This window comes from Kitasatospora sp. NPDC059827, from assembly GCF_042731675.1.
Classification (GTDB): Bacteria; Actinomycetota; Actinomycetes; order Streptomycetales; family Streptomycetaceae; genus Kitasatospora.
Genome location: NZ_JBHWIV010000026.1, coordinates 62,799 through 86,613 on the forward strand (window position 1 = coordinate 62,799; position 23,815 = coordinate 86,613).

The following is a 23,815-nucleotide window of genomic DNA, read 5'->3' on the forward strand; positions in this document are numbered from 1 at the left end:
CGGTGGCGGGTGGCCGACCGGGGGACCGGGGTCCGGGCGGGGGCGGTGGGCCCCGCCGGCTCAGCTGTGGCGGCGGATCTCCACCGTGCGGAACCGGTTGGCCACGAAGGCGCCGTCGCAGTACGCGGAGTTCGCGGCCGGGTTGGCGCCGGTGCCGTGGAGGTCGGAGAAGGCGGCGGTCTGGTTGGGGTAGACGCCGCCGGTGAGGTTGAGCGAGAGCGAGACGCCGGAGTCCAGCGCGGCCTCGACCAGCAGGGCCTCCACCTCGGGCGAGGTGGTGTAGCCGGAGGCCGTCATGGCGCCCTTCTCGCGGACCGTGGTGCGCAGCAACTCCACGGCGGCGGGGGTGGATTCGACGGCGACGGCGAAGGAGACCGGGCCGAAGCACTCGGTGCGGAACACCGCGCGGTCGTCCGGCTTGTCGGCGTCGAGCTTGACCAGCGCCGGGGTGCGGACGGTCGCGCCGGGGAAGTCGGGCGAGACCACCGCGCGCGGGGCGAGGGCGAGTTCGCCGTACTCGCCGCCGGCCGCGGCGGCCGAGCGCTGGAGCACGCCCGGGTTGACCACGGCGCCGAGGATGGCGGCGGCGCGGGCGTCGTCGGAGAGCAGGCCCTCGATGGCGGCGGCGAGGTCGGTGACGACCTGGTCGTAGGACTTGTCGCCCTGGTCGGTGCCGATGCCGCCGCGCGGGATCAGCACGTTCTGCGGGGTGGTGCACATCTGGCCGCTGTACAGCGAGAGGGCGAAGGCCAGGTTGCCCAGCATGCCCTTGTAGTCGTCGGTGGAGTCGATGACGACCGCGTTGACGCCGGCCTTCTCGGTGTAGACCTGGGCCTGCTTGGCGTTCTCCTCCAGCCAGTCGCCGAAGGCGGTGGAACCGGTGTAGTCGATCATCCGGATCTCGGGGCGGACCGCGAGGGTCGCGGCGACGGTGCCGCCCTCGTGCTCGGCGGCCAGGCAGACCAGGTTGGCGTCGAAGCCGGCCTCAGCGAGCACCTCGCGGGCGATCGCGACGGTCAGCGCGAGCGGCAGCACGGCCCGCGGGTGCGGCTTGACCAGCACCGGGTTGCCGGTGGCCAGCGAGGCGAACAGGCCCGGGTAGCCGTTCCAGGTGGGGAAGGTGTTGCAGCCGATCAGCAGCGCGAGGCCGCGCGGGACGACGGTGAAGTCCTTGGTCATCACCAGCGGCTCGCGCTTGCCCTGGGGCTTGGTCCAGCCGGCCTGCCGCGGCAGCCGGGTCTGCTCGGCGTACGCGTAGGCGACGGCCTCCAGGCCGCGGTCCTGGGCGTGCGGCCCGCCGGCCTGGAAGGCCATCCCGTAGGCCTGGCCGGTGGTGTGCATGACGGCCTGGGCGAACTCGTGGGAGCGGGCGTTGATCCGCCGCAGGATCTCCAGGCAGACGGCGGCGCGCTCCAGCGGGGAGGCGGCGGCCCACCCGGGCCGGGCGGCGTCGAGCGCGGCGACCAGGGCGTCCGGGCCGGCGTGCGGGTAGGTGATGCCCAGCTCGATGCCGTACGGCGAGACCTCGCCGCCGACCTGGTCGCCGTCGCCGGGGTGGCCGTCGAGGACGAAGGGCCGGCCGAGGAGGGCGTCGAAGGCGGCCTTGCCGTCGGCCGGGCCGCTCTCGCCGTAGGCCTTCGGGAACTCGGGGTAGGCGGACCAGTAGTCGCGCGTCGCGGCGGCGGCGAGCGCGGCGTCCAGGGTGGCCTGGTGGCGCTCGACCAGCTCGCCGACGAGGGGGTGGGTGACCGCTGCGGGCATCTGTGCGCTCCTCAGAGGGGAGGACGGGACACGTCACAGGGTAACCGAACGATCGGTCGGCTCAAGAGGGCGTGGGGGACGGATTCCGCCGGGAACGGGGAAGGGGCGGGTCCCGTAGGACACCGCCCCCGTGCGCGCGGGTGGACCGGTCGTGCGACCGGGCGGACCGGTCTACGGCACGCCCAGCTCGAAGATCACGAACCCGGCGTACCAGCCCGAGGCGATCGCACCCGTCCCCAGGACCGTCGCCAGCACCGGCCAGCTGAGTTTGCGCATCCCCACCGCCAGCGCGATGAACAGCGGGAACGCCGGCAGCAGGTAGCGCGAGACGTTGCCGAAGATGCCCAGGCTGCCGAGCACCGAGACGATCGTGGCCAGGGTGTAGGCGGTCAGCACCAGCGGCGGGCGCAGCCGGACCAGCAGCACGATCAGCACCGGCAGGCTGAACACGATCAGGGTGGCCAGGAGGTCCGGCACCGGGAACGCGAAGGGGTAGTCGCCCCGCCCCAGCAGCACGCCGCGGATCGCCTGCCAGGTGCCCTGGCCGCCGTCGAAGTAGTGCAGCCACGCGTCGTGCTGGATCCGGAAGTAGCCGCCCCACTCGCCGGTCCGCCAGCCCACCCAGGCCACGTAGCCGAGCAGGCCCAGCGGGGCCAGCAGCATCGCCGCCAGCGGGCGCAGCACCCCGCTCTCCCGGCGGTACAGCTCGACCAGCGCGGCCAGGCCGACGGCGCCGATCAGCGCCGCCGAGGTCGGCCGGTTGAGCCCGGCGACCAGGGTGACCGCCCCGGCCGCGACCCACTGCTTGGTCATCGTGAAGTAGCAGGCCCAGGCGGCCAGCGCGACGAACAGCGAGTCCGAGTAGACGGCCCACTCGGCGCCCGAGCCGGGGGCGATCGCCCAGATCCCGGCCGCGATCACGCCCGCCCGGGGGCCGGACAGCTTCTCCACCACGGCGTAGATCCCGGCCGCCGCGAACAGCGAGGCCAGCACCGAGACCAGCATCCCGGCGCCGTACAGGCCGAGGCCGGTGACGTCCGAGGTGAGCCGCATCAGGCCGGGGTAGAGCGGGAAGAAGGCGGCCGAGTTCTGCTCGATGGTGAAGCCCGGCTGGCCGCCCGGGATCGGGACCAGCGCCGGGTGGTAGCCGAACTGGGCGACCTGCTGGTACCACCAGCCGTCCCAGCTGGCCAGCACGTCCCAGGGGTTGGTGCCGCCGCCGAAACGGGCCGGCTTCTTCGCGTAGTCGCCGGAGAAGGAGAGCAGCTTCATGAAGACGGTGAAGCCGACCAGCTTGAGCACGGCGTAGCACCACACGGCCGGTCCGAACCGCACCACCAGGGCCCGGGCGCGGTCCTGCCAGGTGCGGGTGACGCCCGCCGGGTCCTCGCCGCGTTGGTCGGGCACGTCCTCGGGCAGGTCGGAGGAGACTGCCGGTATTGCGTTCATCAGCTGCGGACCCCAGCCTGCTGGACGTGGACGATCGTCCGCAGATTCTAGGCGGTCCCCCCTCCGGATGGTGTGGACCAGCTCCGGCTGGTGTGGACCGGCCCGCTCCGGTGCGGAACCGGCCGGACCCGATCGCGTACCCCGCTCGGCGGCCGGGGATACTCGGAGGATGGCCGATCACACCACGCGCACCGCCTACACCGTCGAGTCACTGCTCGCGGTGACCGTCGACGTGTTCAACGAGCGCGGATACGACGGCACGTCGATGGAGGACCTCTCCCGGGCCGCCGGGATCTCCAAGTCCTCGATCTACCACCACGTCCGCGGCAAGGAGGAGCTGCTGCGGCTGGCCGTCGGGCGGGCGCTGGACGGGCTGTTCGCGATCCTGGCCGAGCCGGAAGCGGTGGCGGGCCCGGCGGTGGAGCGGCTGGAGCACGTGGTGCGGCGCACCGCGGAGGTGCTGCTGGCGGAGCTGCCGTACGTGACGCTGCTGCTGCGGGTGCGCGGCAACACGGCCACCGAGCTGTGGGCGCTGGAGCGGCGGCGGGACTTCGACCACCAGGTGGCGGAGCTGGTGCGGGCGGCCGTCGCGGACGGCTCGCTGCGCGGGGACGTGGAGCCGCGGCTGGCCACCCGGCTGCTGTTCGGGATGATCAACTCGATCGTGGAGTGGTACCGGCCCGGGTTGAAGGCGGCCGACGGGGTCGCGGACGCCGTGGTGCACCTGGCCTTCGACGGGCTGCGGGCCCGGTAGGCGTTTCCTGGTCGGGGGGCACTTCCTAGTCCGGGGGCACCTGGTCGGTCTCCTCGAACACCAGCATGGTTTGTGTACCGAGCACCTGTGGGATGGACTGGATCCGGTTGAGGACCAAGTCCCGCAGGGCGTGGTTGTCGGCGGTGTGCACCAGCAGCAGGACGTCGAAGTCCCCGCCGACCAGGGCGATGTGGGCGACCCCGGGCAGCGCCAGCAACTGCTCGCGCACGGTGCGCCAGGAGTTCTGGACGATTTTCAGGGTGATGTACGCGGACGCGCCCTGACCTGCCCGTTCGTGGTCCACCCGGGCGGTGAAGCCGCGGATGATGCCGTCCTCGACCATCCTGGAGATCCGGGCGTAGGCGTTCGCCCGGGACACGTGCACCCGCTCGGCCACCGAGCGGATCGAGGCTCGACCGTCCTGCTGCAGCAGCCGCAGGATCGCCCGGTCGACCCGGTCGAGTCTGGACATCTGTTCAGCCGACATGACCCCCCACCCTCGCCGATTGGACACACTGCCACCAGTCGACCGCCGCTCGGGCCGAATGTCCACCACCTTGTCACGCTTCTGGTCAAGATGAACAGACGACCGAACAATCGGTAGGGAGCCCCCGCCACCCCTGGAGGTGCCCCGAGATGACCGTTCTCGACCACAGACACCACACCGGTGTGCCCGGCTGGATGCCCGGGGCCACCGCTCCGCGCACGGATCCGGCCCCCCTTCTCCCGGACGTCTCCCCCGTCCGGGTGCTCGGCACCCCCGCGTTGGAGAAGCAGGACCCGGCGCTGCTGCGCGAGCTCTACCGGCGACTCGTCGTCGGCCGGCGCTACAACCAGCAGGCCACCACCCTGACCAAGCAGGGCCGCCTCGCCGTCTACCCGGCCTCCACCGGGCAGGAGGCCTGCCAGGTCGCCGCCGCCCTGGTGCTCGGCGAACGCGACTGGCTGTTCCCCAGCTACCGCGACACCCTCGCCGTGGTCTCCCGCGGGGTCGACCCGCTGGAGGCGCTGACCCTGCTGCGCGGCAACGCCCACACCGGCTACGACCCCCGCGCCAGCCGGACCGCCCCGCTCTGCACCCCGCTCGGCACCCAGGCCCCGCACGCCGTCGGACTGGCGCACGCCGCCCGGCTGCGCGGCGAACCGGTGGTCGCCCTGGCCATGCTCGGCGACGGCGGCACCAGCGAGGGCGACTTCCACGAGGCGCTGAACTTCGCCGCCGTGCTGCGGGCGCCGGTCGTCTTCCTGGTGCAGAACAACGGCTACGCGATCTCCGTCCCGCTCAGCGCGCAGTCCGCCGCACCCACCCTCGCCCACAAGGCGGTCGGCTACGGCATGCCAGGGCGGCTGGTCGACGGCAACGACGCGCCCGCCGTGCACGCGGTGCTCGGCGAGGCCGTCGAGCGGGCCCGGGCCGGCGAGGGCCCGACCCTGATCGAGGCCCTCACCTACCGGATCGAGGCCCACACCAACGCCGACGACGCCACCCGCTACCGCACCGAACCCGAGGTGGAGGCCTGGCGGGAGTACGACCCGATCCTGCTGATGGACCGCGCACTGCGCGGACTCGGCGTCCTGGACGACGGGCTGGTGCAGGACGCCGCCGACGAGGCGGAGGCCCTGGCGGCCCGGATGCGCGCCGAGTTCCACGCCGACCCGGAGCTCGACCCGATGGCCCTGTTCACCCATGTCTACGCCGAGCCGACCCCGCAACTGCGGGAGCAGGCAGCCCAGTTGGCCGCCGAGCTGGCCGCCGAAGCCGAGGTGCAGCACTGATGTCCACCGCTGTTTCCGCCCGTACCGCCGGTACCGCCCGCACCGCGTCGATGGCGCAGGCGCTCAACTCCGCGCTGCGGGACGCCCTGCGCGAGGACCCCACCGTCCACGTGCTCGGCGAGGACGTCGGCGCGCTCGGCGGGGTCTTCCGGATCACCGACGGGCTCACCGCCGAGTTCGGCCCCGACCGCTGCCTGGACACCCCGCTCGCCGAGGCCGGCATCCTCGGCACCGCGATCGGCATGGCGATGTACGGGCTGCGCCCGGTGGTCGAGATGCAGTTCGACGCCTTCGCCTACCCGGCGCTGGAGCAGCTGTTCTCGCACGTCGCCAAGATGCGCAACCGCACCGGCGGCAAGCTCCCGCTGCCGATCACCGTACGCATCCCGTACGGCGGCGGCATCGGCGGCGTCGAGCACCACAGCGATGCCTCCGAGGCGTACTACACCAGCACCCCCGGCCTGCACGTGGTCACCCCCGGGACGGTCGCCGACGCCTACGGGCTGCTGCGCGCCTCGATCGCCTCCGACGACCCGGTGGTCTTCCTGGAGCCCAAGCGGCTCTACTGGGGCAAGGACGGGTTCGACCCGGCCGCGCCGGTCGAGCCGATCGGCCGGGCCGCGCTGCGCCGCACCGGCACCTCCGCCGTGCTGATCACCTACGGGCCCTCGCTGCCGGTCTGCCTGGAGGCGGCCGAGGCCGCGCAGGCGGAGGGGTGGGACCTCGCGGTGCTCGACCTGCGCACCCTGGTGCCCTTCGACGACGAGACGGTCACCCGGGTGGTGCGCTCGATCGGCCGGGCCGTGGTGGTGCACGAGGCCAGCGGCTTCGGCGGCACCGGCGCGGAGATCGCCGCCCGGGTCACCGAGCGCTGCTTCCACCACCTGGCCGCGCCCGTGCTGCGGGTCACCGGCTTCGACATCCCGTACCCGCCGCCGATGCTGGAGCACCACCACCTGCCCGGGGTGGACCGGATCCTGGACGCGGTCGCCCGGCTGCAGTGGGAGGACCGAGGATGATGCCCGTCGTACGGGAGTTCCGGCTGCCCGACCTCGGTGAGGGACTCACCGGGGCTGAGGTGGTGCGCTGGATGGTCGAGGTCGGCGAGGTGATCGCCGTCGACCAGCCGGTGGTGGAGGTGGAGACGGCCAAGGCCGTGGTGGAGGTGCCCTGCCCGTACGGCGGCGTGGTCACCGCGCGGTACGGCGCGGAGGGCGAGGAGATCGCCGTGGGCGCGCCGCTGGTGACGGTCGCGGTGGCGTCGCCGGCGGGTGTGGGCGAGGAGCTCGCCGCTGCCGGTGTCGTTGCCGCTGTCGCCGAGGTCGAGCGGCCGTTGGTCGGGTACGGGGTGCTCGAGAGCAAGGGCGGGCGGCGGCGCCGGGTCGGTGCGGTTGCTCCCGCTGCTCCCGCTGCTTCCGTTGTTGCGGCTCCGGCTGCGGCTGTTGCGGCCGCGGTGGTGCCGGTGGCTCCGGTCGTGGTGCCGGTGATCTCGCCGTTGGTGCGGCGGCTGGCCCGGGAGCAGGGGGTCGATCTGACCGCGCTCGCCGGGAGCGGGCCGGACGGGCTGATCATGCGGGCGGACGTCGAACGCGCGGTCGCGGCCAAGGCGGCCGGCCCGGTGGCCGCTGCGGCGGCCGACGCGCCCGCACCGGCCGGGCCGGACACGGTCGTCCCGCTGCGCGGGCTGCGCAAGGCGGTGGCCGAGAAGCTCGGCCGCAGCCACCGGGAGATTCCGGCCGCGACCTGCTGGGTGGATGCGGATGCCACCGAACTGATGGCACTGCGGCGGCAGTTGAACACCACCCCGGGCCCGAAGGTGAGCGTGCTGGCGCTGCTGGCCCGGATCTGCACGGTCGCGCTGGCCCGCTTCCCCGAGCTCAACTCCAGCGTGACGGAGGACGGTTCGGGCATCGTGCGGCACTCGGCGGTGCACCTGGGCTTCGCCGCCCAGGGCGAGCGCGGACTGGTCGTCCCGGTGGTCCGGGACGCGCACACCCGCAGCACCGAACAACTCGCTGAGGAGCTGGGCCGGTTGACCGGGGCGGCGCGCGCCGGATCGCTGACCTTGGCCGAACTGACCGGCGGCACCTTCACGTTGAACAACTACGGGGTGTTCGGTGTGGACGGGTCCACCCCGATCCTCAACCACCCGGAGGCGGCGATGCTCGGGGTCGGTCGGATCGTGGCCAAACCCTGGGTCCACGGCGGGGAGTTGGCGGTGCGCGAGGTGACGCAGCTGTCCTTCACCTTCGACCACCGGGTCTGCGACGGCGGGACGGCGGGCGGGTTCCTGCGGTTCGTGGCGGACTGCGTCGAGCAACCCGGGATGCTGCTGCGGCAGCTGTGAGCAGGGCGGGGTCGCCCTGGGTGTGCTGCTCGGCACTCAGGGCGACCACCGATCGTGTGAGAGTAGCGCGTTCCCCGGCCGGGTGTCCGGGCTTCCCGCGATTTGTCGGATGAGCAGTTCGGGCGTGCCACGCTGCCTAGGCGTCAGCAGAGACAAGCCAGGTGGTGGCGCAGGCCGGCCGGAGGCGAAACGATTCTCTTGGTTACTCGAAACGTAGCGGTGAAGTCCCGCAGAACACTTCTGATCCGCACCGGGCACGGCTCGGCGGGGGCCGCCTCCGTCCCGGGTCTGCCGGAGGCGGAGCCCGCGCGGCCGCCGATGCCGCTGGACCCGCCCGACCTGCCGCCCGCGTCGGTGGCAGAGCCCGTGCCGCGGGTGGAGCCGGTACCGGCGTTGGGGCCCGTGTCGGTGGCGGCCCCGGTGCGGACCGGGCCGGTCGTCGTGCCGCCGCCGCCCACCGAGCCGCCGATCGTCCCCGCGCCGAGCTACCCGGAGACGTCGTCGACCACCGGCACCGCCCCCGCCTTCCAGTCCCTGTTCGTCGACGCTCCCAGTCTCAACTGGGCCGGACCGGGCGACAGTTGGAGCGACGCCTGGGCGGTCCAGCACCAGCCTCCGTCCCAGCCCCAGCACCAGCCCCAGCCGCAGGCTCCGACCACCGCCGCGCCCGCCCCCGCCGTCGGTGTCGGTGTCGGTGTCGACCCGACCGAACTCCCGCTCACCACCCAGGACATCGCACTGATCCGGGACAGCCTCGCGCTCGTCGAACCGGTCGCCGACCGGGCCACCGCGCACTTCTACGCCCTGCTCTTCCTGCAGCACCCCGAGGTCCGCCCGCTCTTCCCCGCCGCCATGGACGTCCAGCGCGACCGGCTGTTCCGCGCCCTGCTGGCCGCCGCCCGCGGCGCCGAGGACCCGGTCGCGCTGCGCACCAGGCTGAGCGAACTGGGCCGCGGCCACCGCCGCTACGGCACCCTGACCGGCCACTACGCCCCGGTGGGGGAGTGCCTGGTGCAGGCGCTGGCCCGGTACGCGGGCGGCCGCTGGGACGCGGCGACGGAACTGGCCTGGCGCCGCGCCTACCGGCTGATCTCCACGATCATGATCGAGGCCGCCGAGGAGGCCGCCCGCACCTCGCCGCCGTGGTGGCAGGGCGAGGTGGTGCGGCACGAGCAGCGCACCCGGGACGTCGCGGTGCTCACCGTCCGCCCCGACCAGGCGTACCCGTTCCGGGCCGGCCAGTACTGCAGTCTGGAGACGCCCTGGTGGCCGCGGGTCTGGCGGCACTACTCCTTCGCCTCCGCCCCCCGGCCGGACGGGCTGCTGGTCTTCCACGTCAAGGCCGTCCAGGCGGGCTGGGTGAGCAACGCGCTGGTGCGCCGGGCCGCCCCCGGGGACGTGCTGCGGCTGGGCCCGGCGACCGGCGGGATGACCGTGGACCACGCCTCCGGTGCCGATCTGCTCTGCCTCGGCGGCGGCACCGGCATCGCGCCGATCCGCGCCCTGGTCGAGGAGGCGGCCGAGCACGGCGCCTCCGGCCGCAGCGTCGAGGTGTTCTACGGGGCCCGCAGCGCCGCCGAGTTGTACGACCTGGACGGGCTGCGCGAGCTGGCCGGGCGGCTGCCCTGGCTGACGGTGCGGCCGGTGCTGTCCGGTACCGGCCCGGCCGGGGGCGCGCTGACCGGTGAACTTCCCGAGGTGGTGGGCCGGTTCGGCCCGTGGGACGGTCGGGAGGCGGTGCTCAGCGGCCCGCCCGCGATGGTCCGGCGCGGGGTCGGGGTGCTGCTGCGGGCGGGGCTGCCGGCCGAGCGGATCCGGCACGACCTGGTCGGCGAACTGGCGGCCGGATAGCGCCGGGCCGGTGTCGGGGACCAGCCCCGGCGACCGGCCTCGGGGCTCAGCCGAGGTCGGGCGCGAGGAGCGCGCGGATGCCCTCGATGTTGGCCGCGAGGTACGCCCGGAGCCGGGGCGGAACGACGTTCACCGAGGTCACGCCCTCGCGGGTGAACGGCAGCCGGACCACCTCGTACTCACCGTTCGGGTCCGTCACCTCGGGACCGTGCCGTCGGCTGAGGTCCATCGAGGCCAGCCGGCAGACGAAGAAGTGCTGCACCTTGACCCCGTGCGGGTGCAGCGGGGTGCCGTCGTCGATGGGGGTCCCCCCGGCCGGAGGCTGGGGGAGGGTGTGGCTGATGGTGTCGACGAAGGCGGGCACCACGTCCACGACCTTGCCGCCCAGTTCCTCGTCCACCTCGCGGTGCAGCGCCTCGACCACGGTGCGGTCCTCGCGTTCGACGCCGCCGCCCGGGGTGATCCAGTACGGGTGCGGCGCCCCGGGCCGGACCCGCCGGATCAGCACGATCGAGGCCGGACCGTGCGGATCGTCCGGGTCCAGCTCCAGCAGGATCGCCCGCGCGGTCCGTTTGACCACCGGGCGCGGCGGCGGGGTTCGGTTGTCGGGGCCCATGGTGACCTCCGGGGCTGGAGCGTTGTGCGTGAGTCTCCCCGCGGAGGGAAACGGTCGAAACCCCGGGAAAGGGTCGAAACACCGGCAGAAGAGCAGAAGAGAGGTACCGGCGCCATGCAGCACAGCACTGTCCAGGGGCACCTGGCGATGAACCTCGTGGTCTCGCCCGAGCTGTCCTTCCGCACCGTGGTGGACCTCGCGTACGAGGCGGGCGATCCCTACGCGGTCCGGTTCACCTTCCACCTGCCCGGTGACGCCCCGGTCACCTGGGTGTTCGCGCGCGAGCTGCTGCTGGACGGCCTCGTCGGCCCGTCCGGCGAGGGCGACGTACGCGTCCGGCCGCTCGGCGGGGAGTCCGCCGAGGTCCGCATCGCGCTGTGCTCCCCCAACGGGCACGCCGTGCTGCACGCCCCGGCGGCGCCGCTGACCGCCTTCCTGGCGCGGGCCGACCGGCTGGTGCCGGTGGGCGGGGAGTCCATCGGGAGGGAGCTGGACGCCGAGCTCGCGGACATCCTGCGGGGGTGCGAGGCGGGGTGAGCGGGTCGCCCCGGGTGCGCCGGTCGCGCCGGTCGCGCCGGTCGCGCCGGTCGTGCCGGTCGCGCCGGGTGCTCGGCGCGACCCGGGGACGACGAAGGGGCCCGTACCCGGTGGACCACCCACCCGGGCACGGGCCCCTTCCGCGGCCGCGTGCGACACCGCGCACGACGGATCAGTCGTCGTCCAGGGCCAGGTGCAGACCCCAGGAGACCAGGCTGATGATCAGTGAACCGACCAGCGCGGAGCCGAAGGTGGACACGTGGAAGTCCAACTCCAGCTTGGTGGACGCCCACGAGGTGAGCAGCAGCATCAGGGCGTTGATCACGAAGGTGATCAGGCCCAGCGTGAGGATGAACAACGGGAACGAGAACAGCTTCACGACCGGCTTGATCAGCCAGTTGATGAGGCCGAAGACGACGGCGACGCCGAGCACCGTCAGCGCCTTGTGCTGCCAGTCGGCCTTGCCCTCGGCGAGTTGGATGCCGCTGACGATCCAGGCGGCGACCCAGATGGCCGCCGCGTTGATCAGTGTCTTGATGACGAAACCCTTCATGCCGCCCAAGCCTGACAGGCGGCCCGCTCCGGGGGAAGCTCCCACCGGACGAGTTGGTGCCGAACACCCCTGGTCCCGGAGGCGGACGCGACGGAGCCGAAGGGCGGGGGCGGAGCCGTCGTAGGGTCGTGGGCATGACCCGTAGCCTCAGCGAAGAGCTCTGGGCGTCGATCGAGCCGATCTACGCCGAGATCCTCGCCCACCCCTTCATCGGCGGCCTCACCGACGGCACCCTGCCGCGCGAGGCCTTCCGCCACTTCGTCGTCCAGGACTCGCACTACCTGCGCGACTACGCCCGCGCCCTCGCCGTCTGCGCCGCCAAGGCCCCCGGTGAGGCCGACGTGCGGGCCTTCGCCGACGACGCGGTCGGCGCGCTCGCCGCCGAGCAGGGTATGCACGCCGAGTTCCTGACCGCCTTCGGCGGCACCGCCGAGGAGGCCGCCGCCGCACCGGTGCTGCCGACCACCCGCGCCTACACCAGCTACCTGCTGGCCACCGTGTACGGCGGGTCCTTCGCCGAGGCGCTCGGCGCGGTGCTGCCCTGCTACTGGATCTACGCCCGGGTCGGCGAGGCGCTGCTCGCCCAGGGCTCCCCGGACCCGCTGTACGCCAAGTGGATCGCCACCTACGGCGACGAGGCCTTCCAGTCCGTGGTCCGCCGGGTGCTGGCGCTCACCGACCGGCTCGGCGAGGAGCTCTCGGCGGCCGAACGCCGCCGGGTGGTCGAGCACTTCACGACCACCTCGCGCTACGAGTGGATGTTCTGGGACGCCGCCTGGCGCGGCGAGCGCTGGCCGGTCTGACCCGTCCCCCGCCGTTTCTCGGGGGTCCCCCCGGGGGGTGGGATCGGGGTGATCTAGGGGTTCTCTCCGGGCCGAAGGCCCTCGTTCCGCCGCTTCCGCCGCCGTAAGCTCGAAGCATCGAAAGCAAGCGGGATGCGGTTACCGGACGGCGGCCGACCCGAGGGGAGAAGAGGAACCGACATGGCTGAGCTCTGGAAGTCGCTGCCCTCCTGGGTGCGCAACATCGTCATCCCGGTGCTGGTCCTGGTGCTGGCCTGGAACGTCATCGCCTTCGTGTTCGGCGTGGTCGGCGCCCTGCTGAGCATCGTGATCAAGCTGCTGGTGGTCGTCGGCATCGCCGCCGCCGTGGTGATCCTGGTCAAGAAGGCCGCCAGGAACTGACCCCGCTCCGCGCACCGCGCGGAGCACCTCCGGAGGCCCGGCACCCCGTTCGCGGGGGCCGGGCCTCGGCCTTTCCCCCCGCGGATCCGTTTCGGGGACCGTCTGGACCTGCGGCGATCGGCTCGCTACCGTGTTGGCGTCATGTGCAGGCAACACCGCCTGCGACGCGGGAGCTCGGAGCACCGGGCTGAGAGGACGCTGACCGGACCGTCGACGGACGGACCGACGGCTGCGTCGACCGCAGGAACCTGGACCGGGTAATGCCGGCGTAGGGAGTGAAGGTCAGATGACCACGTTCGAAGCACAGCCGCAGCCTGCCCGCAGCACCCCCAGCAGCGAGCGCACCGGTTACCCCACCCCGGCCTGGCGCAAGGCCTACCGCGACGGATCCCGCCCCGACCTGCGGGCCCCGTACCGCGAGGTGCAGCTCACCAACGGCCGGACCGTGCCGCTGTACGACACCTCCGGCCCGTACACCGACCCGGCGTACGAGCCCGACGTGCGGCGCGGGCTGCCCGCCCTGCGTGACGCCTGGATCCGCCAGCGCGGCGACGTCGAGGAGTACGACGGCCGCGAGGCGCGCCCCGAGGACGACGGGATCAAGCACACCTCCCCGCGCGGCGGAAACCTGCGCAACCTGGACGCGGTCTTCCCCGGCCGCCCGCGCCGCCCGCTGCGTGGCCGCGGCGGCGTCGCCGTCACCCAACTCGCCTACGCCAAGCGGGGCGTGGTGACGCCGGAGATGGAGTTCGTGGCGCTGCGCGAGGGCCTGGAGCCGGAGTTCGTGCGGGACGAGGTGGCCCGCGGCCGCGCCGTCATCCCGGTGAACGTGAACCACCCCGAGGTGGAGCCGGCCGTCATCGGCACCAACTTCCTGGTGAAGATCAACGCCAACATCGGCAACTCCGCCGTCACCTCCTCGATCGAGGAGGAGGTGGAGAAGATGACCTGGGCCACCCGCTGGGGCGCCGACACCGTCATGGACCTCTCCACCGGCCGCAACATCCACACCACCCGCGAGTGGATCCTGCGCAACTCCCCCGTGCCGATCGGCACCGTGCCGCTCTACCAGGCGCTGGAGAAGGTCGACGGCAGGGCCGAGGAGCTCAGTTGGGAGGTCTACCGCGACACCATCATCGAGCAGTGCGAGCAGGGCGTCGACTACATGACCGTCCACGCGGGCGTGTTGCTGCGGTACGTCCCGCTCACCGCGCGCCGCAAGACCGGCATCGTCTCCCGCGGCGGCTCGATCATGGCGGCCTGGTGCCTGGCGCACCACCAGGAGAACTTCCTCTACACCAACTTCGAGGAACTCTGCGACATCCTGGCCGCCTACGACGTCACCTTCTCGCTCGGTGACGGCCTGCGGCCCGGCTCCATCGCCGACGCCAACGACGAGGCCCAGTTCGCCGAACTGCAGACCCTCGGCGAGCTCGGCCGGATCGCCCGCGAGCGCGACGTCCAGGTGATGATCGAGGGCCCGGGCCACGTCCCGATGAACAAGATCAAGGAGAACATGGATCTCCAGAAGGAGATCTGCGACGAGGCGCCGTTCTACACCCTCGGCCCCCTCACCACCGACGTCGCCCCCGGCTACGACCACATCACCTCGGGCATCGGCGCCGCGATGATCGCCTGGTGGGGCACCGCGATGCTCTGCTACGTCACGCCCAAGGAGCACCTGGGCCTGCCCAACCGGGACGACGTCAAGACCGGCGTGATCACCTACAAGATCGCCGCCCACGCCGCCGACCTCGCCAAGGGCCACCCCGGCGCCCAGGCCTGGGACGACGCCCTCTCCGACGCCCGCTTCGAGTTCCGCTGGGAGGACCAGTTCAACCTGGCCCTCGACCCGGAGACCGCCCGCGACTTCCACGACGAGACCCTCCCCGCCGAGCCGGCCAAGACCGCGCACTTCTGCTCCATGTGCGGCCCGAAGTTCTGCTCGATGAAGATCTCCCAGAAGATCCGCGACGAGCACGGGGACGGCTCCACCGCCGTCACCACCGACTTCGACGCCGAGGCGCTGGCCGGCATGGCCGAGAAGTCCGCCGAGTTCGCCGCCCAGGGCAACAAGGTGTACCTCCCCCTGGTCGACTGACGCGGCGACCGCGCCGGCCCGCGTCCCGGAGGGGAGGACGCGGGCCGGCGTGGTCGGCCCCGCTCCGGGGGAGGCTGCGGCGGAGTAGCGTGGGGGGTAACCGAGGACATTCCGAACACCGGCATCAGCGCCGACGTCGCCCTGGGTCGTGAAGGGTCCCTCGTGGACCGGACGGGCGGCTCCCTATGATGCCGATTCCTCTCCCCATCTCAGCCTCTCCAGGGCCGTGGTCGGTGCCTGGTGTCCCGCTGCTGCCACGGCTCGAACTCGAGCCGACGATGTCGCGGGAGGGCGTGTTCGACGGAGCTTGGTGGCCCCGCTCGAACCACGTCCTCGCGGAACTGCCGGACCTGATCACCGCGCTCGGCGCCCACTACGGGCGCATCGTCCGGGTCGGCCTCGACACCTCGGCCTGGGACGGCGTGCCCCGGTCGGTCGCGGCGAACGGTGTGACGATCAAGATCAACTGGTTCACCGGCAGCGACGCGACGATCAGCGTCACCCGGGGCCTCCAGGACCACTTCCTGCTGCTGGTGGTGCCGCCCGGCACCACGCCGGCGACGGCCGCCTCCGCGATGGCCGGCGCCTCGGCGACCGGGAACCACACCCCGGCCGCGGAACTCCTGCACTGAACCGGGCTGTCCGTGGGCTTCGGTAACTTGCTCGGAAGGATGAGCGAGGAGGCGTGCGGGTGAGCAGTCCGGTGGTCGAGTTGGGTCATGCCGAGGGGTGGGACTTCGCGGCGGGTGCCGCGGTGGGCGCGTTGCGGCCGCAGGAGGCGCGGGCCCGGGACGCGGCGGGCCTGCCGTACGTCGTGGTGTACCGGAGCGCGGGTCGCTCGGTGCCCCTCGAAGTGCGGCTGGTGTCGTGGCGGGACCACTACGCGGGTGTGTGGGTGTACGACGAGCACGGGCGACGGGTGGAGCACCTGGAGCTGCGGCTGCTGGAGGAGGGCCGGCTGCTGCGGAGGTACCACGAGCGCTGGGGCTACTCGGGCCCGGAGGCACCGGAGTTCGACCGGACCGCCGACCGGATGGCGGTCGAGCTGTTCCCGGGCGGACGGGGCCGGGTGTCGCACCGGCCCCGAGGGGACGCCGGGCCCAGGACGGTGACCGTGCCGGGGGCCTCCGAGGAGGAACGTTGGCTCCGGCGGCCGGACTTCGACGACTGGCCGCTCCTCTCGGCCGACCGGTGGGGGCTCGACGGCACGGCCCGGCCCACCGCGGCGTCGCTCACGGAGCCGGTGTCCGCAGCCGCGGCGGAGCCGTGGCTCCCGCCGCGCCCGGGCGGGCCGGGGGACCTCCCCGCCCTGTTCGTGCCCGGCACCCGGCTCACCACCAGCGATCACCGGGAGAACATGGTGGTGCTGGAGCCGACGGCCGGCCCACGCCTGCGGGTCCCCAGCGGCCGGCTGGCGGTGGCCGATCCGCTCGACACCGGGCGGCCGGACATCACGGTCGAGGTCCCGCCCGGCAGCTACCCGACCGAGGTGGCGAGGATCGGCTTCGGGTACCACTGCGAGTTCGAGGGTGCCTGGGTCGAGCGCACTGAGACACCAGCGCTCCGGCTGCGGGTGGGCGACGGACCCGTCGACTCCTGGACGATGGCCCTCGGGGAGGGGCACGACCTCAGGCTGCTGCGGGACGGCGAGGCGTACGGGTTCAGCACGGACGGCGCGACGGGGTGCTTCGCGGACGCCGGGGCCTGGCCGGTCCTCCAGGAGCGGTTCCGGCGAGCCCTGGTGGACCGGGACGAGGAGGCCGGTGAGGACCTCGACTCCGACTCCGGCTTCTTCCTGCGCACCGTGGACGAGGAGTCGGGCGCGGACCTGCTCGCGTTCGCCACCGACAGCGACGGCACCCACCCGGTGTGGCTGGGCCTCGACGGGTCCGGGGGCGTGGTGTGCGTCATCGTCCAGGTGGACTGGCTGCCCCATCTGAAGGTCGTCTGAGCGGCCCGGACGAGCGGCTCGGACGACCTGCCCGGACGAGCGGCTCGGACGACCTGCCCGGACGAGCGGTCCGGGCGAGCGGTTCTGAGGCGTACTGCGGGTGCCGACCCGGTCCTCCCCCGAGGGTCCGGGGCGGCACCCTGCTCTTTCAACTGGTGGCGTCCTGCGGGTACCAGCGGAGTTCGACGGTGTTGCCGTCCGGGTCCTGGACGTAGAGGGAGGTGGCGGTGCCGCGGGCACCGTAGCGGGGGCCGGGGCCGTCGAGGACGGTGAAGACGCCGGAGTCGACGACCTCCTGCCAGTCGAGGGGCTCGACGGTGAGGCAGATGTGGTCGACGTTGGACTCGTGGCGGGGGCGGTGGAAGAGGTCGATGATCGTCTCACCGCTGACCCGGACGGAGGGGAAGGAGACCTTCCCGGCGCGCCATTCGTCGACCCGGACGGGCGCCAGGCCGAGCAGGCCGGTGTAGAAGGCGAGCGACCGCTCGATGTCGGCGACGTTGAGGACCAGGTGGTCGAGGGCGACGACGCGCATGGTGATCGGCTCCGGTGGTGTGGGTTCTCGTGCGGTGACGGGGTCAACGATCCTCCGGCCCGGGGCGATCATCAATGGCGGATCACCGTACGATCGTTGAGCCCGATTAAACGATGCCGGGTCGAAGGGGTGGGGCGGCATGCTGGAACGGCTGGAGACCGAGGTCTTCCTCGCACTGACCGAGGAGCTGCACTTCGGGCGGACCGCCGAGCGGCTGCGGCTCAGCACCGGGCGGGTCAGCCAGGTGGTCAAGGCGCTGGAACGCCGGATCGGCGTGCCGTTGTTCGACCGCTCCAGCCGGTCCGTCCGGCTCACCCCGGTCGGGCGGCAACTGGCCGCGGACCTCGCCCCGGTGGTGGCCGCGATGGAGGAGGCGGTGCGCCGGGCGGTGGATGCCGGGCGGGGGGTGACGGGTGGGCTGAGGGTCGCGTTCCTGGGCGAGTGGACGGCGCCGGTGCTGTTCAGGGCGGTGGCGCTGTTCGGCGAGCGGCACCCCGAGTGCCGGGTGGACGTGCGGGAGGTGCAGCTCTCCAACTCCCGTGCCAGCCTGGAGGACGGCTCGATCGACATCCTGCTGGCCTCCTACCCCTTCGGCGGCATGGCCGTCGGTCCGGTCCTGCTCAGCGAGCGGCGGCTCCTGGCGGTGCCGGCCGGGCACCCGCTGGCCGCCGAGGCCTCGGTGTCGCTCGAAGTCCTCGGGGACCACCCGGTGGTGCAGTACCCGGCGGTCACCTCGGTCGGCTTCAAGCGGGACCGCACCCCCGACCGCACGCCGTCCGGCCGTGCCGTGCCCAAGGGCCCGTCCGGCAGCACCTTCTCCGAGATGCTCAGCCTGGTCGCCCTGGGCCGGGGCGTCCTACCGGTCGGCGAGCACTGCCGCCGGTACTACCCGCGCCCCGACCTCGCCTACGTGCCCATCCACGACGCCCCGCCGATCGAACGCGGCCCGGTCTGGCTCCCGGGCAACACCACCGAGCGCGTGCGCGCGTTCGTCCGGGCGGCGGCCGAGGTGGCCGAGGTGGCCGCCGCGGCAGGGAGGTAGGGCGCCCGGCGCGGCTGCCGACGGCTTCCGAGCCCGGTCAGCCGACCTCGTCCGGGCCGGTGAAGTCCGGCGGGGTGTACCCCGGGCCGGTGAAGTCGGGCGGGGTGAAGGCGGCCGGGCGGGGGCTGCGGCCCTGGGGGTCGGTGATGCCGTCGGGACTGGGGCTGGTGAAGGCCGGCGGGCTGTAGCCGGGGCTGGTGAAGTCGGGGCGGGTGGGTTCCGGGCCGGTGGCGTCGGGGCCGGTGAAGTCCGGGCTGGTGAAGTCCGGGCTGGTGTAGCCGGGGGCCGGGCGGCCGGCGACGGCGGGCAGGTGGCCGTGGAGGTAGGGCAGCAGGCCGCGTTCGCGCAGGGCGGTGCGCCACTCCGCGCGGGCGGCGCCGAGTTCGGCGGCCAGCTCGGGGTCGGTGCCGGCCGGGACGGCGGCGGCGCCGTCCCGTAGGGCGGTGAGCAGCAGGCCGATGACGCCGACGGCCATGGCGGCGACCCCGGCGGCGAGCGCCACCCAGCCGGCGGTGACCATCGCACGGGCGAGCGCGAGGCCGGAGTCGGCGGCGCGCATCAGGTAGCCGACCAGCAGCAGGACGAGGGCGGCGGCCCAGGCGAGGATCGGGGTGAGCACGGTGAGGACGGGGAACAGCCCGGCGCCGCCGTCGGCGGAGCGCAGCTGACTGAGCAGGCCGGGGGCGTACGGTTCGACGTCGGCAGGCGGCGGGGGTGTGGCCCGCAGGGTCTCGCGCAGCGCGGTGTAGTGGGCGTACTCGGTGGCGGCGGCGGTGTTGATGGCATCGGCGTCGCGCAGGGCGAGGAGGCGGAGCTGGTCGGTGCCGAGTGCGCCGGGGGCGCGCAGGGCGGTGAGGACGGTGCGGTCGCGCAGGGCTTCGGCGAGGAGGCGCTCGTACTCCGGGCGGTCCTCGGCTAGCAGCGGCGGGGGGTTGGACATGGGGACCCCGTTCATGCGGACCCCCGGCCCGGCGGCGAGGACGCGGGACCGCATCGAGGACGCGGGACACCCTCAGGGCGCCGGGGCGGGCGCGGAGGCGGGCCGCCGGACGGGCGGCCGGGTGTGGTGTGCCTCATGGTAGGGGCGGGTGTGCCCGTGCTGACAGTCGGTTTCCGGAATTTCGCGCCCCGGCCCGCGCGCGCGTGGGGGCGCGAGCGCCGGGAACAACTGTTCCAGTGGTGCCGATGACTGTCGTGCTGTCGTGCTGTCAGGTCGTCAGATCGGCAGCCGTGCGACCAGCAGCCGGCCCTCCATGGTGACCCCGCCGTCCATCGCCACCGCCAGGTCGTCCGCGTACACGTACGGCCCCGGGATGTGCGGCGGCTGCCCGTCGTCCGCGTGCACGGCGCCGGTGAGGTACGGGATCGGGCTGTGCCCGTGCACGACCCGGCTGCCGCCGAAGGTGTCGAGCAGCTCGTGGACGGCCATCGGCCCGGCGTCGCCGCGGAAGGCGAAGCGCTTGGTGAACCGGCGGAAGCAGTCCCACCACTCGTCCACGCCGCCGTCGGCGAGCAGGCTGTGCACCGCGTCGTTGACGTCCGGGATGGACTCGCCGTACTCCAGGTACGCCGTGGTGTCGGAGTGCAGCAGCAGGTGGCCGTCCTCCAGGCCCATGGCGGGCAGCCGGGAGAGCCAGCTGATGTGGTGGGCCTCCAGCCGGTCCAGGTCGTTCTGCTGGCCGCCGTTGAGCCGCCAGGCGGCGAGGAAGGAGGCGGTGCCGGCGGTGGACTGGACGGGCTCGTCGCCGTACTTGGCGGCGCCGAGGAAGAGCAGTTCGTGATTGCCCATCAGGGCGCGGCAGTAGCCGCCGGCCGCGGCGGCCTCCGCGGCGAGCTGCATGACCAGGTCGATGACGCCGATGCCGTCCGGGCCGCGGTCGGTGAAGTCGCCGAGGAACCAGATCCGGGCGCGGCCGGCGGACCAGTGGCCGCCGTCGTCGATCAGGCCCTGGTGGTGGAGTTCGGCGCGCAGCTCTTCCAGGTAGCCGTGCACGTCGCCGACGACGTAGACCGGGCCGGGGGGCTCGCCGGGGCCAGGGGCCGGGTACGGGTAGGTCGGCGCGGAGGGGTCGGGCAGCGGCGGGCCGAGCTCGATGGTCGGCGGGTCGTCGCGGTCGGTGAGCTGGTCGCCGAGCTGGTCGGGCAGCTGGTCGCCGAGCTGGTCCGCGAGCTGGAGGGCCGGGGAGGGCTGGTCGGGCAGGGTGGGCTCGTAGCCGGTGTGGTCCTGCTGCCCGTAACCGCCGCGCTCCTGGGGTTCGTAACCGCCTTCGTAGCCGACCTGGGCGTGCACGGTGTGGCCGTGCCCCTGGCCGTCGTGCCAGTGCTGTTCCAGGTAGCGGGCGCCGCCGTAGCCGCTGTAGGTCTCCGCTTCGTACGGGGTGTCCTGGTAGCCCTGGGCGGGTTCGGGTTCGTAGTAGGTGCCGTACGGCAGCACGTCGAGGTCCGGCTGGTGGCGGGGGCCTGAGTGGGGGTGCTCAGGTCCGGGGAAGCGGTCCTCGGGTGTCATTCGCCCATCATAGGAAGACCACTCTCCCGCCGTCGTCACCTGGTGGGTATCCAATCCTCCGGAGCGTCAGCCGGGCGGTCCCGCAGGGTCCGTTTTGCCCCGGCTCGGTAGGGTCTCGTGGGTTTTTCGTGGGCGTACCGGCGGTTGTTCGCCGCCTTCCCGCCCGCTGCGCTACACCTCGCCCGGGGCGCGCGGCGGGCTGACGGTGGTGCGCGGGCTCCGGCGCTGGGAGGAGGCGCGGACGATCAGTTCGGTCGGCATCAGGGTGCCGGGGGGCGGGCCGTTGCCGGCCGTGCGGAAGCGGGGCGGGAAGAGCCGGGCGATGTCCACGCCCGTCCCGGAGTCGACCCCCTCGATGGCGTCGATGAGGAGGTTGACCACGGTGGTGCCGATCTTGCGCGGTTTGAGCGAGAGGGTGGTGATCGGCGGTTCGGTGGCCGCGTAGACGTCGCTCTCGCTGCAGGTGACCAGCAGCAGGTCGTCCGGGACCCGCAGGCCGTACCGGCGGGCGGCGGCCAGCAGGTCGGTGCCGTTGGGGTCGAACAGGCCGTACACCGCGTCCGGGCGGTCCGGGCGGGCGAGCAGCCGGTCGGCGGCGACGGCGCCGGCGGCCGGGTCGTGCGCGGGGTAGGCCTCGTACACCGGCTCCTGGCCGACCTTGGCGCACCAGCCGAGGTAGGCCTCGGTGGAGAGCCGGGTGTAGGTGTCGGTGCTGGTGCCGGTGAGCAGGCCGATCCGGCGGGCGCCGGCCTCGGAGAGGTGGTCGAGGATGCCGAGCACGGCGGCCTCGTGGTCGTTGTCGACCCAGGCGGTGACCGGGCAGTTGCCGGGCTTGCCGTCGCTGACCACCGGCACGCCGGACCGGTACAGCTCGCTGACCAGCGGGTCCTGGTCGGGCGGGTCGATCACCACGGTGCCGTCCAGGGCGATGTTGCCCCAGACGTCGTGGCGGGAGGAGGCGGGCAGCACGACCAGCGCGTAGCCGCGGCCGAGGGCGGCGCTGGTGGCGGCCCGGGCCATCTCGGCGAAGTAGGCGAACTCGGTGAAGGTGAAGGGTTCTTCGCCGTACGTCGTGACGGTCAGCCCGATCAGGCCGGACCGTCCGGTGCGCAGGGTGCGGGCTGCGGCCGAGGGGCGGTAGCCGAGGCGCTCGGCGACCTCGCGCACCCGGCTGCGGGTCTCGTCGGGCAGGCGGCCCTTTCCGTTCAGCGCATCGGAGACGGTGGTGATCGACACTCCGGCGGCTGCTGCCACATCCCGGATGCCGGCCCGCTCCAGACGCCGTGAGGTGGTGGGACGCCGACCGCTCTGGTTGGCTGCTGCTGTCATGGCGGACCGATCGTATGGCTCCTGACAAGGGTCTGTGACCGGCGCATCGGGAGCCTTTGGAGATACGTTTCTCCATGAGTGAGCCGGGGTTCACCCCTTCGATCCCCTCCCGAATCCAGCCGTCTTACCTCTGACATGTGCCAAAGGAACCGGGCAGAATGGCTGATCTGCGCCTGTCACCCGTCCGGGCATCTCACTCCTACGGGTGAGGGCGGTCGGTATCGTGCAAGGCACCCGACCGGGGTTGGTCCGGGCGCGTTCCGGGATTCCCGGGGGCGTGGCCAGGTTCCGCGGCACGGCGGCGATCCCGACCGTGCGAGGGCGGGCGGACCGGCAGAGAAGACGAAGGAGTACGACCGTGAGCAGTGGTACCTCAGCGCCGGGCCCGCGCCTGCGCCCGAGCCTGGACGGCATCCCCACCTACAAGCCCGGCAAGCCGGCCGGCGCCGACGCCTACAAGCTGTCCTCGAACGAGAACCCGAACGACCCGCTGCCCGGCGTCCTGGAGGCGGCGGTCGCGGCGGCCGGCTCCTTCAACCGCTACCCGGACATGGGTGTCAGCGAGCTGACCGCCGTCCTCGCCGAGCGCTTCGGCGTGCCCGCCGAGCACATCGCCCTCGGCACCGGCTCGGTCGGCGTCGCCCAGTCGCTGGTGCTCGCCACCGCCGGCCCGGGCGAGGAGGTGATCTTCGCCTGGCGGTCCTTCGAGGCCTACCCGATCATCACCCAGATCGCCGGCGCCACGCCCGTCCCGGTCCCGCTCAAGGACAACGGCGACCACGACCTGGACGCGATGCTCGCCGCCGTCACCCCGGCCACCCGGCTGGTCTTCGTCTGCAACCCCAACAACCCCACCGGCAACGTGATCCACCGCGCCGAGCTGGAGCGCTTCCTGGACGCCGTCCCCGGCGACGTCCTGGTCGTCGTCGACGAGGCGTACATCGAGTTCATCCGCGACGCCGAGGTGCCCAACGGCATCGACCTCTACCGCGACCGCCCCAACGTCTGCGTGCTGCGCACCTTCTCCAAGGCGTACGGCCTGGCGGGCCTGCGGGTCGGCTTCGCGATCGCCCACGAGCCGGTCGCGAACGCGCTGCGCAAGACCGCCGTCCCGTTCGGCGTCAGCCAGCTCGCCCAGGACGCCGCCGTCGCCTCGCTGCGCGCCGAGGAGGCGCTGCTGGAGCGGGTCGAGGCACTGGTCGCCGAGCGCACCCGGGTCGTCGCCGGGCTGCGCGCCCAGGGCTGGGACGTCCCGGACTCGCAGGCCAACTTCGTCTGGCTCGGGCTCGGCGAGCGCTCGCAGGACTTCGCGGCGGCCTGCGCGGCGGCCGGGGTGATGGTCCGGCCGTTCCCGGAGGGCGTGCGGATCTCGATCGGCGAGACCGAGGGCAACTCGATCTTCCTGGCGGTGGCGGAGGGCTTCCGCAAGGAGATCGACGGCTGAGGCCGGTCGCCGTCCCGCCCGCAGGGGCGCACTCCGGTCGGGGTGCGCCCCTGCGGCGTCCCGGGGCGCGGGGGCGCGT

Annotated in this window: 22 protein-coding genes and 1 riboswitch; of the genes, 13 read left to right on the forward strand and 9 right to left on the reverse strand. The window is 73.2% G+C overall.

Going from position 1 to position 23,815, the window contains the following annotated elements:
• Positions 1–60: 60 nt before the first annotated feature.
• Positions 61–1,761 (reverse strand): phenylacetic acid degradation protein PaaN, encoded by a 1,701-nt coding sequence (paaN, locus tag ACFV8H_RS18535; RefSeq protein ID WP_375891907.1) that lies wholly within the window; start codon positions 1,759–1,761, stop codon positions 61–63.
• A gap of 171 nt (positions 1,762–1,932) precedes the next feature.
• Positions 1,933–3,210, reverse strand: a complete 1,278-nt coding sequence (locus ACFV8H_RS18540; RefSeq protein WP_380400967.1) for a glycosyltransferase family 39 protein — start codon at positions 3,208–3,210, stop codon at positions 1,933–1,935.
• A gap of 169 nt (positions 3,211–3,379) precedes the next feature.
• Between ACFV8H_RS18540 and ACFV8H_RS18545 the strand changes: the two genes are divergently transcribed.
• Positions 3,380–3,964: a TetR/AcrR family transcriptional regulator gene (locus ACFV8H_RS18545; RefSeq protein ID WP_375891910.1), complete on the forward strand. Its 585-nt coding sequence runs from the start codon at positions 3,380–3,382 to the stop codon at positions 3,962–3,964.
• Between the two features lie 25 nt (positions 3,965–3,989).
• Here the strand turns inward: ACFV8H_RS18545 and ACFV8H_RS18550 are convergent, their stop codons facing one another.
• A complete protein-coding gene (locus ACFV8H_RS18550) occupies positions 3,990–4,451 on the reverse strand; it encodes an Lrp/AsnC family transcriptional regulator (RefSeq protein WP_375891912.1) in 462 nt (153 codons plus the stop codon).
• A 149-nt stretch (positions 4,452–4,600) separates the two neighbouring features.
• On the opposite strand from ACFV8H_RS18550, the gene pdhA reads away from it, so the two are divergent.
• The 4 genes from pdhA to ACFV8H_RS18570 all read left to right on the forward strand — a co-directional run bounded on the left by pdhA (position 4,601) and on the right by ACFV8H_RS18570 (position 9,938).
• Positions 4,601–5,740, forward strand: a complete 1,140-nt coding sequence (gene pdhA / locus ACFV8H_RS18555) for a pyruvate dehydrogenase (acetyl-transferring) E1 component subunit alpha (protein WP_380400970.1) — start codon at positions 4,601–4,603, stop codon at positions 5,738–5,740.
• The gene (locus tag ACFV8H_RS18560) at positions 5,740–6,759 is read left to right on the forward strand and encodes an alpha-ketoacid dehydrogenase subunit beta (RefSeq protein ID WP_380400972.1); all 1,020 of its coding nucleotides are present in this window, start codon (positions 5,740–5,742) and stop codon (positions 6,757–6,759) included. The genes pdhA and ACFV8H_RS18560 overlap by 1 nt, the downstream gene beginning before the upstream one ends.
• Positions 6,759–8,087 carry a dihydrolipoamide acetyltransferase family protein gene (locus ACFV8H_RS18565; protein WP_380401044.1) on the forward strand — a complete coding sequence of 443 codons (1,329 nt, stop codon included), beginning with the start codon at positions 6,759–6,761 and terminating at the stop codon, positions 8,085–8,087. Before ACFV8H_RS18560 ends, ACFV8H_RS18565 begins: the two co-directional genes overlap by 1 nt.
• A 219-nt stretch (positions 8,088–8,306) precedes the next feature.
• On the forward strand, positions 8,307–9,938 hold the full coding sequence (locus ACFV8H_RS18570) for a globin domain-containing protein (RefSeq protein ID WP_380400974.1): 1,632 nt from the start codon (positions 8,307–8,309) through the stop codon (positions 9,936–9,938).
• A gap of 46 nt (positions 9,939–9,984) precedes the next feature.
• Here ACFV8H_RS18570 and ACFV8H_RS18575 read toward each other — a convergent pair whose 3' ends face one another.
• Positions 9,985–10,554 (reverse strand): NUDIX domain-containing protein, encoded by a 570-nt coding sequence (locus ACFV8H_RS18575; protein ID WP_380400976.1) that lies wholly within the window; start codon positions 10,552–10,554, stop codon positions 9,985–9,987.
• A 114-nt stretch (positions 10,555–10,668) separates the two neighbouring features.
• On the opposite strand from ACFV8H_RS18575, the gene ACFV8H_RS18580 reads away from it, so the two are divergent.
• On the forward strand, positions 10,669–11,091 hold the full coding sequence (locus tag ACFV8H_RS18580) for an SsgA family sporulation/cell division regulator (protein ID WP_380400977.1): 423 nt from the start codon (positions 10,669–10,671) through the stop codon (positions 11,089–11,091).
• A gap of 172 nt (positions 11,092–11,263) precedes the next feature.
• Here the strand turns inward: ACFV8H_RS18580 and ACFV8H_RS18585 are convergent, their stop codons facing one another.
• Positions 11,264–11,644 (reverse strand): phage holin family protein, encoded by a 381-nt coding sequence (locus tag ACFV8H_RS18585; protein ID WP_380400979.1) that lies wholly within the window; start codon positions 11,642–11,644, stop codon positions 11,264–11,266.
• 134 nt (positions 11,645–11,778) lie between these two features.
• Here ACFV8H_RS18585 and tenA point away from each other — a divergent pair, with 134 nt between their 5' ends.
• From tenA to ACFV8H_RS18610, 5 genes are all read left to right on the forward strand, one after another.
• Positions 11,779–12,447, forward strand: a complete 669-nt coding sequence (gene tenA, locus ACFV8H_RS18590) for a thiaminase II (RefSeq protein ID WP_380400981.1) — start codon at positions 11,779–11,781, stop codon at positions 12,445–12,447.
• Between the two features lie 180 nt (positions 12,448–12,627).
• Positions 12,628–12,828 (forward strand): DUF5326 family protein, encoded by a 201-nt coding sequence (locus tag ACFV8H_RS18595; protein WP_380400983.1) that lies wholly within the window; start codon positions 12,628–12,630, stop codon positions 12,826–12,828.
• A gap of 156 nt (positions 12,829–12,984) precedes the next feature.
• Positions 12,985–13,120: riboswitch (TPP riboswitch) on the forward strand.
• On the forward strand, positions 13,115–14,929 hold the full coding sequence (gene thiC, locus ACFV8H_RS18600; RefSeq protein ID WP_380400985.1) for a phosphomethylpyrimidine synthase ThiC: 1,815 nt from the start codon (positions 13,115–13,117) through the stop codon (positions 14,927–14,929). Its footprint overlaps the riboswitch before it by 6 nt.
• Before the next feature lie 188 nt (positions 14,930–15,117).
• Positions 15,118–15,561 (forward strand): DUF5994 family protein, encoded by a 444-nt coding sequence (locus ACFV8H_RS18605; protein ID WP_380400987.1) that lies wholly within the window; start codon positions 15,118–15,120, stop codon positions 15,559–15,561.
• A 59-nt stretch (positions 15,562–15,620) separates the two neighbouring features.
• Positions 15,621–16,880, forward strand: coding sequence for a DUF4241 domain-containing protein (locus ACFV8H_RS18610; protein ID WP_380400989.1), 1,260 nt, complete (start codon positions 15,621–15,623; stop codon positions 16,878–16,880).
• Between the two features lie 148 nt (positions 16,881–17,028).
• Here ACFV8H_RS18610 and ACFV8H_RS18615 read toward each other — a convergent pair whose 3' ends face one another.
• The gene (locus tag ACFV8H_RS18615; protein WP_380400991.1) at positions 17,029–17,415 is read right to left on the reverse strand and encodes a VOC family protein; all 387 of its coding nucleotides are present in this window, start codon (positions 17,413–17,415) and stop codon (positions 17,029–17,031) included.
• Positions 17,416–17,554: 139 nt separating this feature from the next.
• Here ACFV8H_RS18615 and ACFV8H_RS18620 point away from each other — a divergent pair, with 139 nt between their 5' ends.
• Positions 17,555–18,457, forward strand: coding sequence for a LysR family transcriptional regulator (locus ACFV8H_RS18620; RefSeq protein WP_380400993.1), 903 nt, complete (start codon positions 17,555–17,557; stop codon positions 18,455–18,457).
• 37 nt (positions 18,458–18,494) lie between these two features.
• Here the strand turns inward: ACFV8H_RS18620 and ACFV8H_RS18625 are convergent, their stop codons facing one another.
• From ACFV8H_RS18625 to ACFV8H_RS18635, 3 genes are all read right to left on the reverse strand, one after another.
• Positions 18,495–19,397, reverse strand: coding sequence for a hypothetical protein (locus tag ACFV8H_RS18625; protein WP_380400995.1), 903 nt, complete (start codon positions 19,395–19,397; stop codon positions 18,495–18,497).
• 276 nt (positions 19,398–19,673) lie between these two features.
• Positions 19,674–20,963 (reverse strand): metallophosphoesterase, encoded by a 1,290-nt coding sequence (locus ACFV8H_RS18630; RefSeq protein WP_380400997.1) that lies wholly within the window; start codon positions 20,961–20,963, stop codon positions 19,674–19,676.
• A 171-nt stretch (positions 20,964–21,134) separates the two neighbouring features.
• Entirely contained in the window at positions 21,135–22,292 is a 1,158-nt protein-coding gene (locus ACFV8H_RS18635; RefSeq protein ID WP_380400999.1) for a LacI family DNA-binding transcriptional regulator, read from the reverse strand.
• Positions 22,293–22,650: 358 nt separating this feature from the next.
• Here ACFV8H_RS18635 and hisC point away from each other — a divergent pair, with 358 nt between their 5' ends.
• Positions 22,651–23,736 (forward strand): histidinol-phosphate transaminase, encoded by a 1,086-nt coding sequence (hisC, locus tag ACFV8H_RS18640; protein WP_380401001.1) that lies wholly within the window; start codon positions 22,651–22,653, stop codon positions 23,734–23,736.
• The last annotated feature ends 79 nt before the right edge of the window (positions 23,737–23,815 follow it).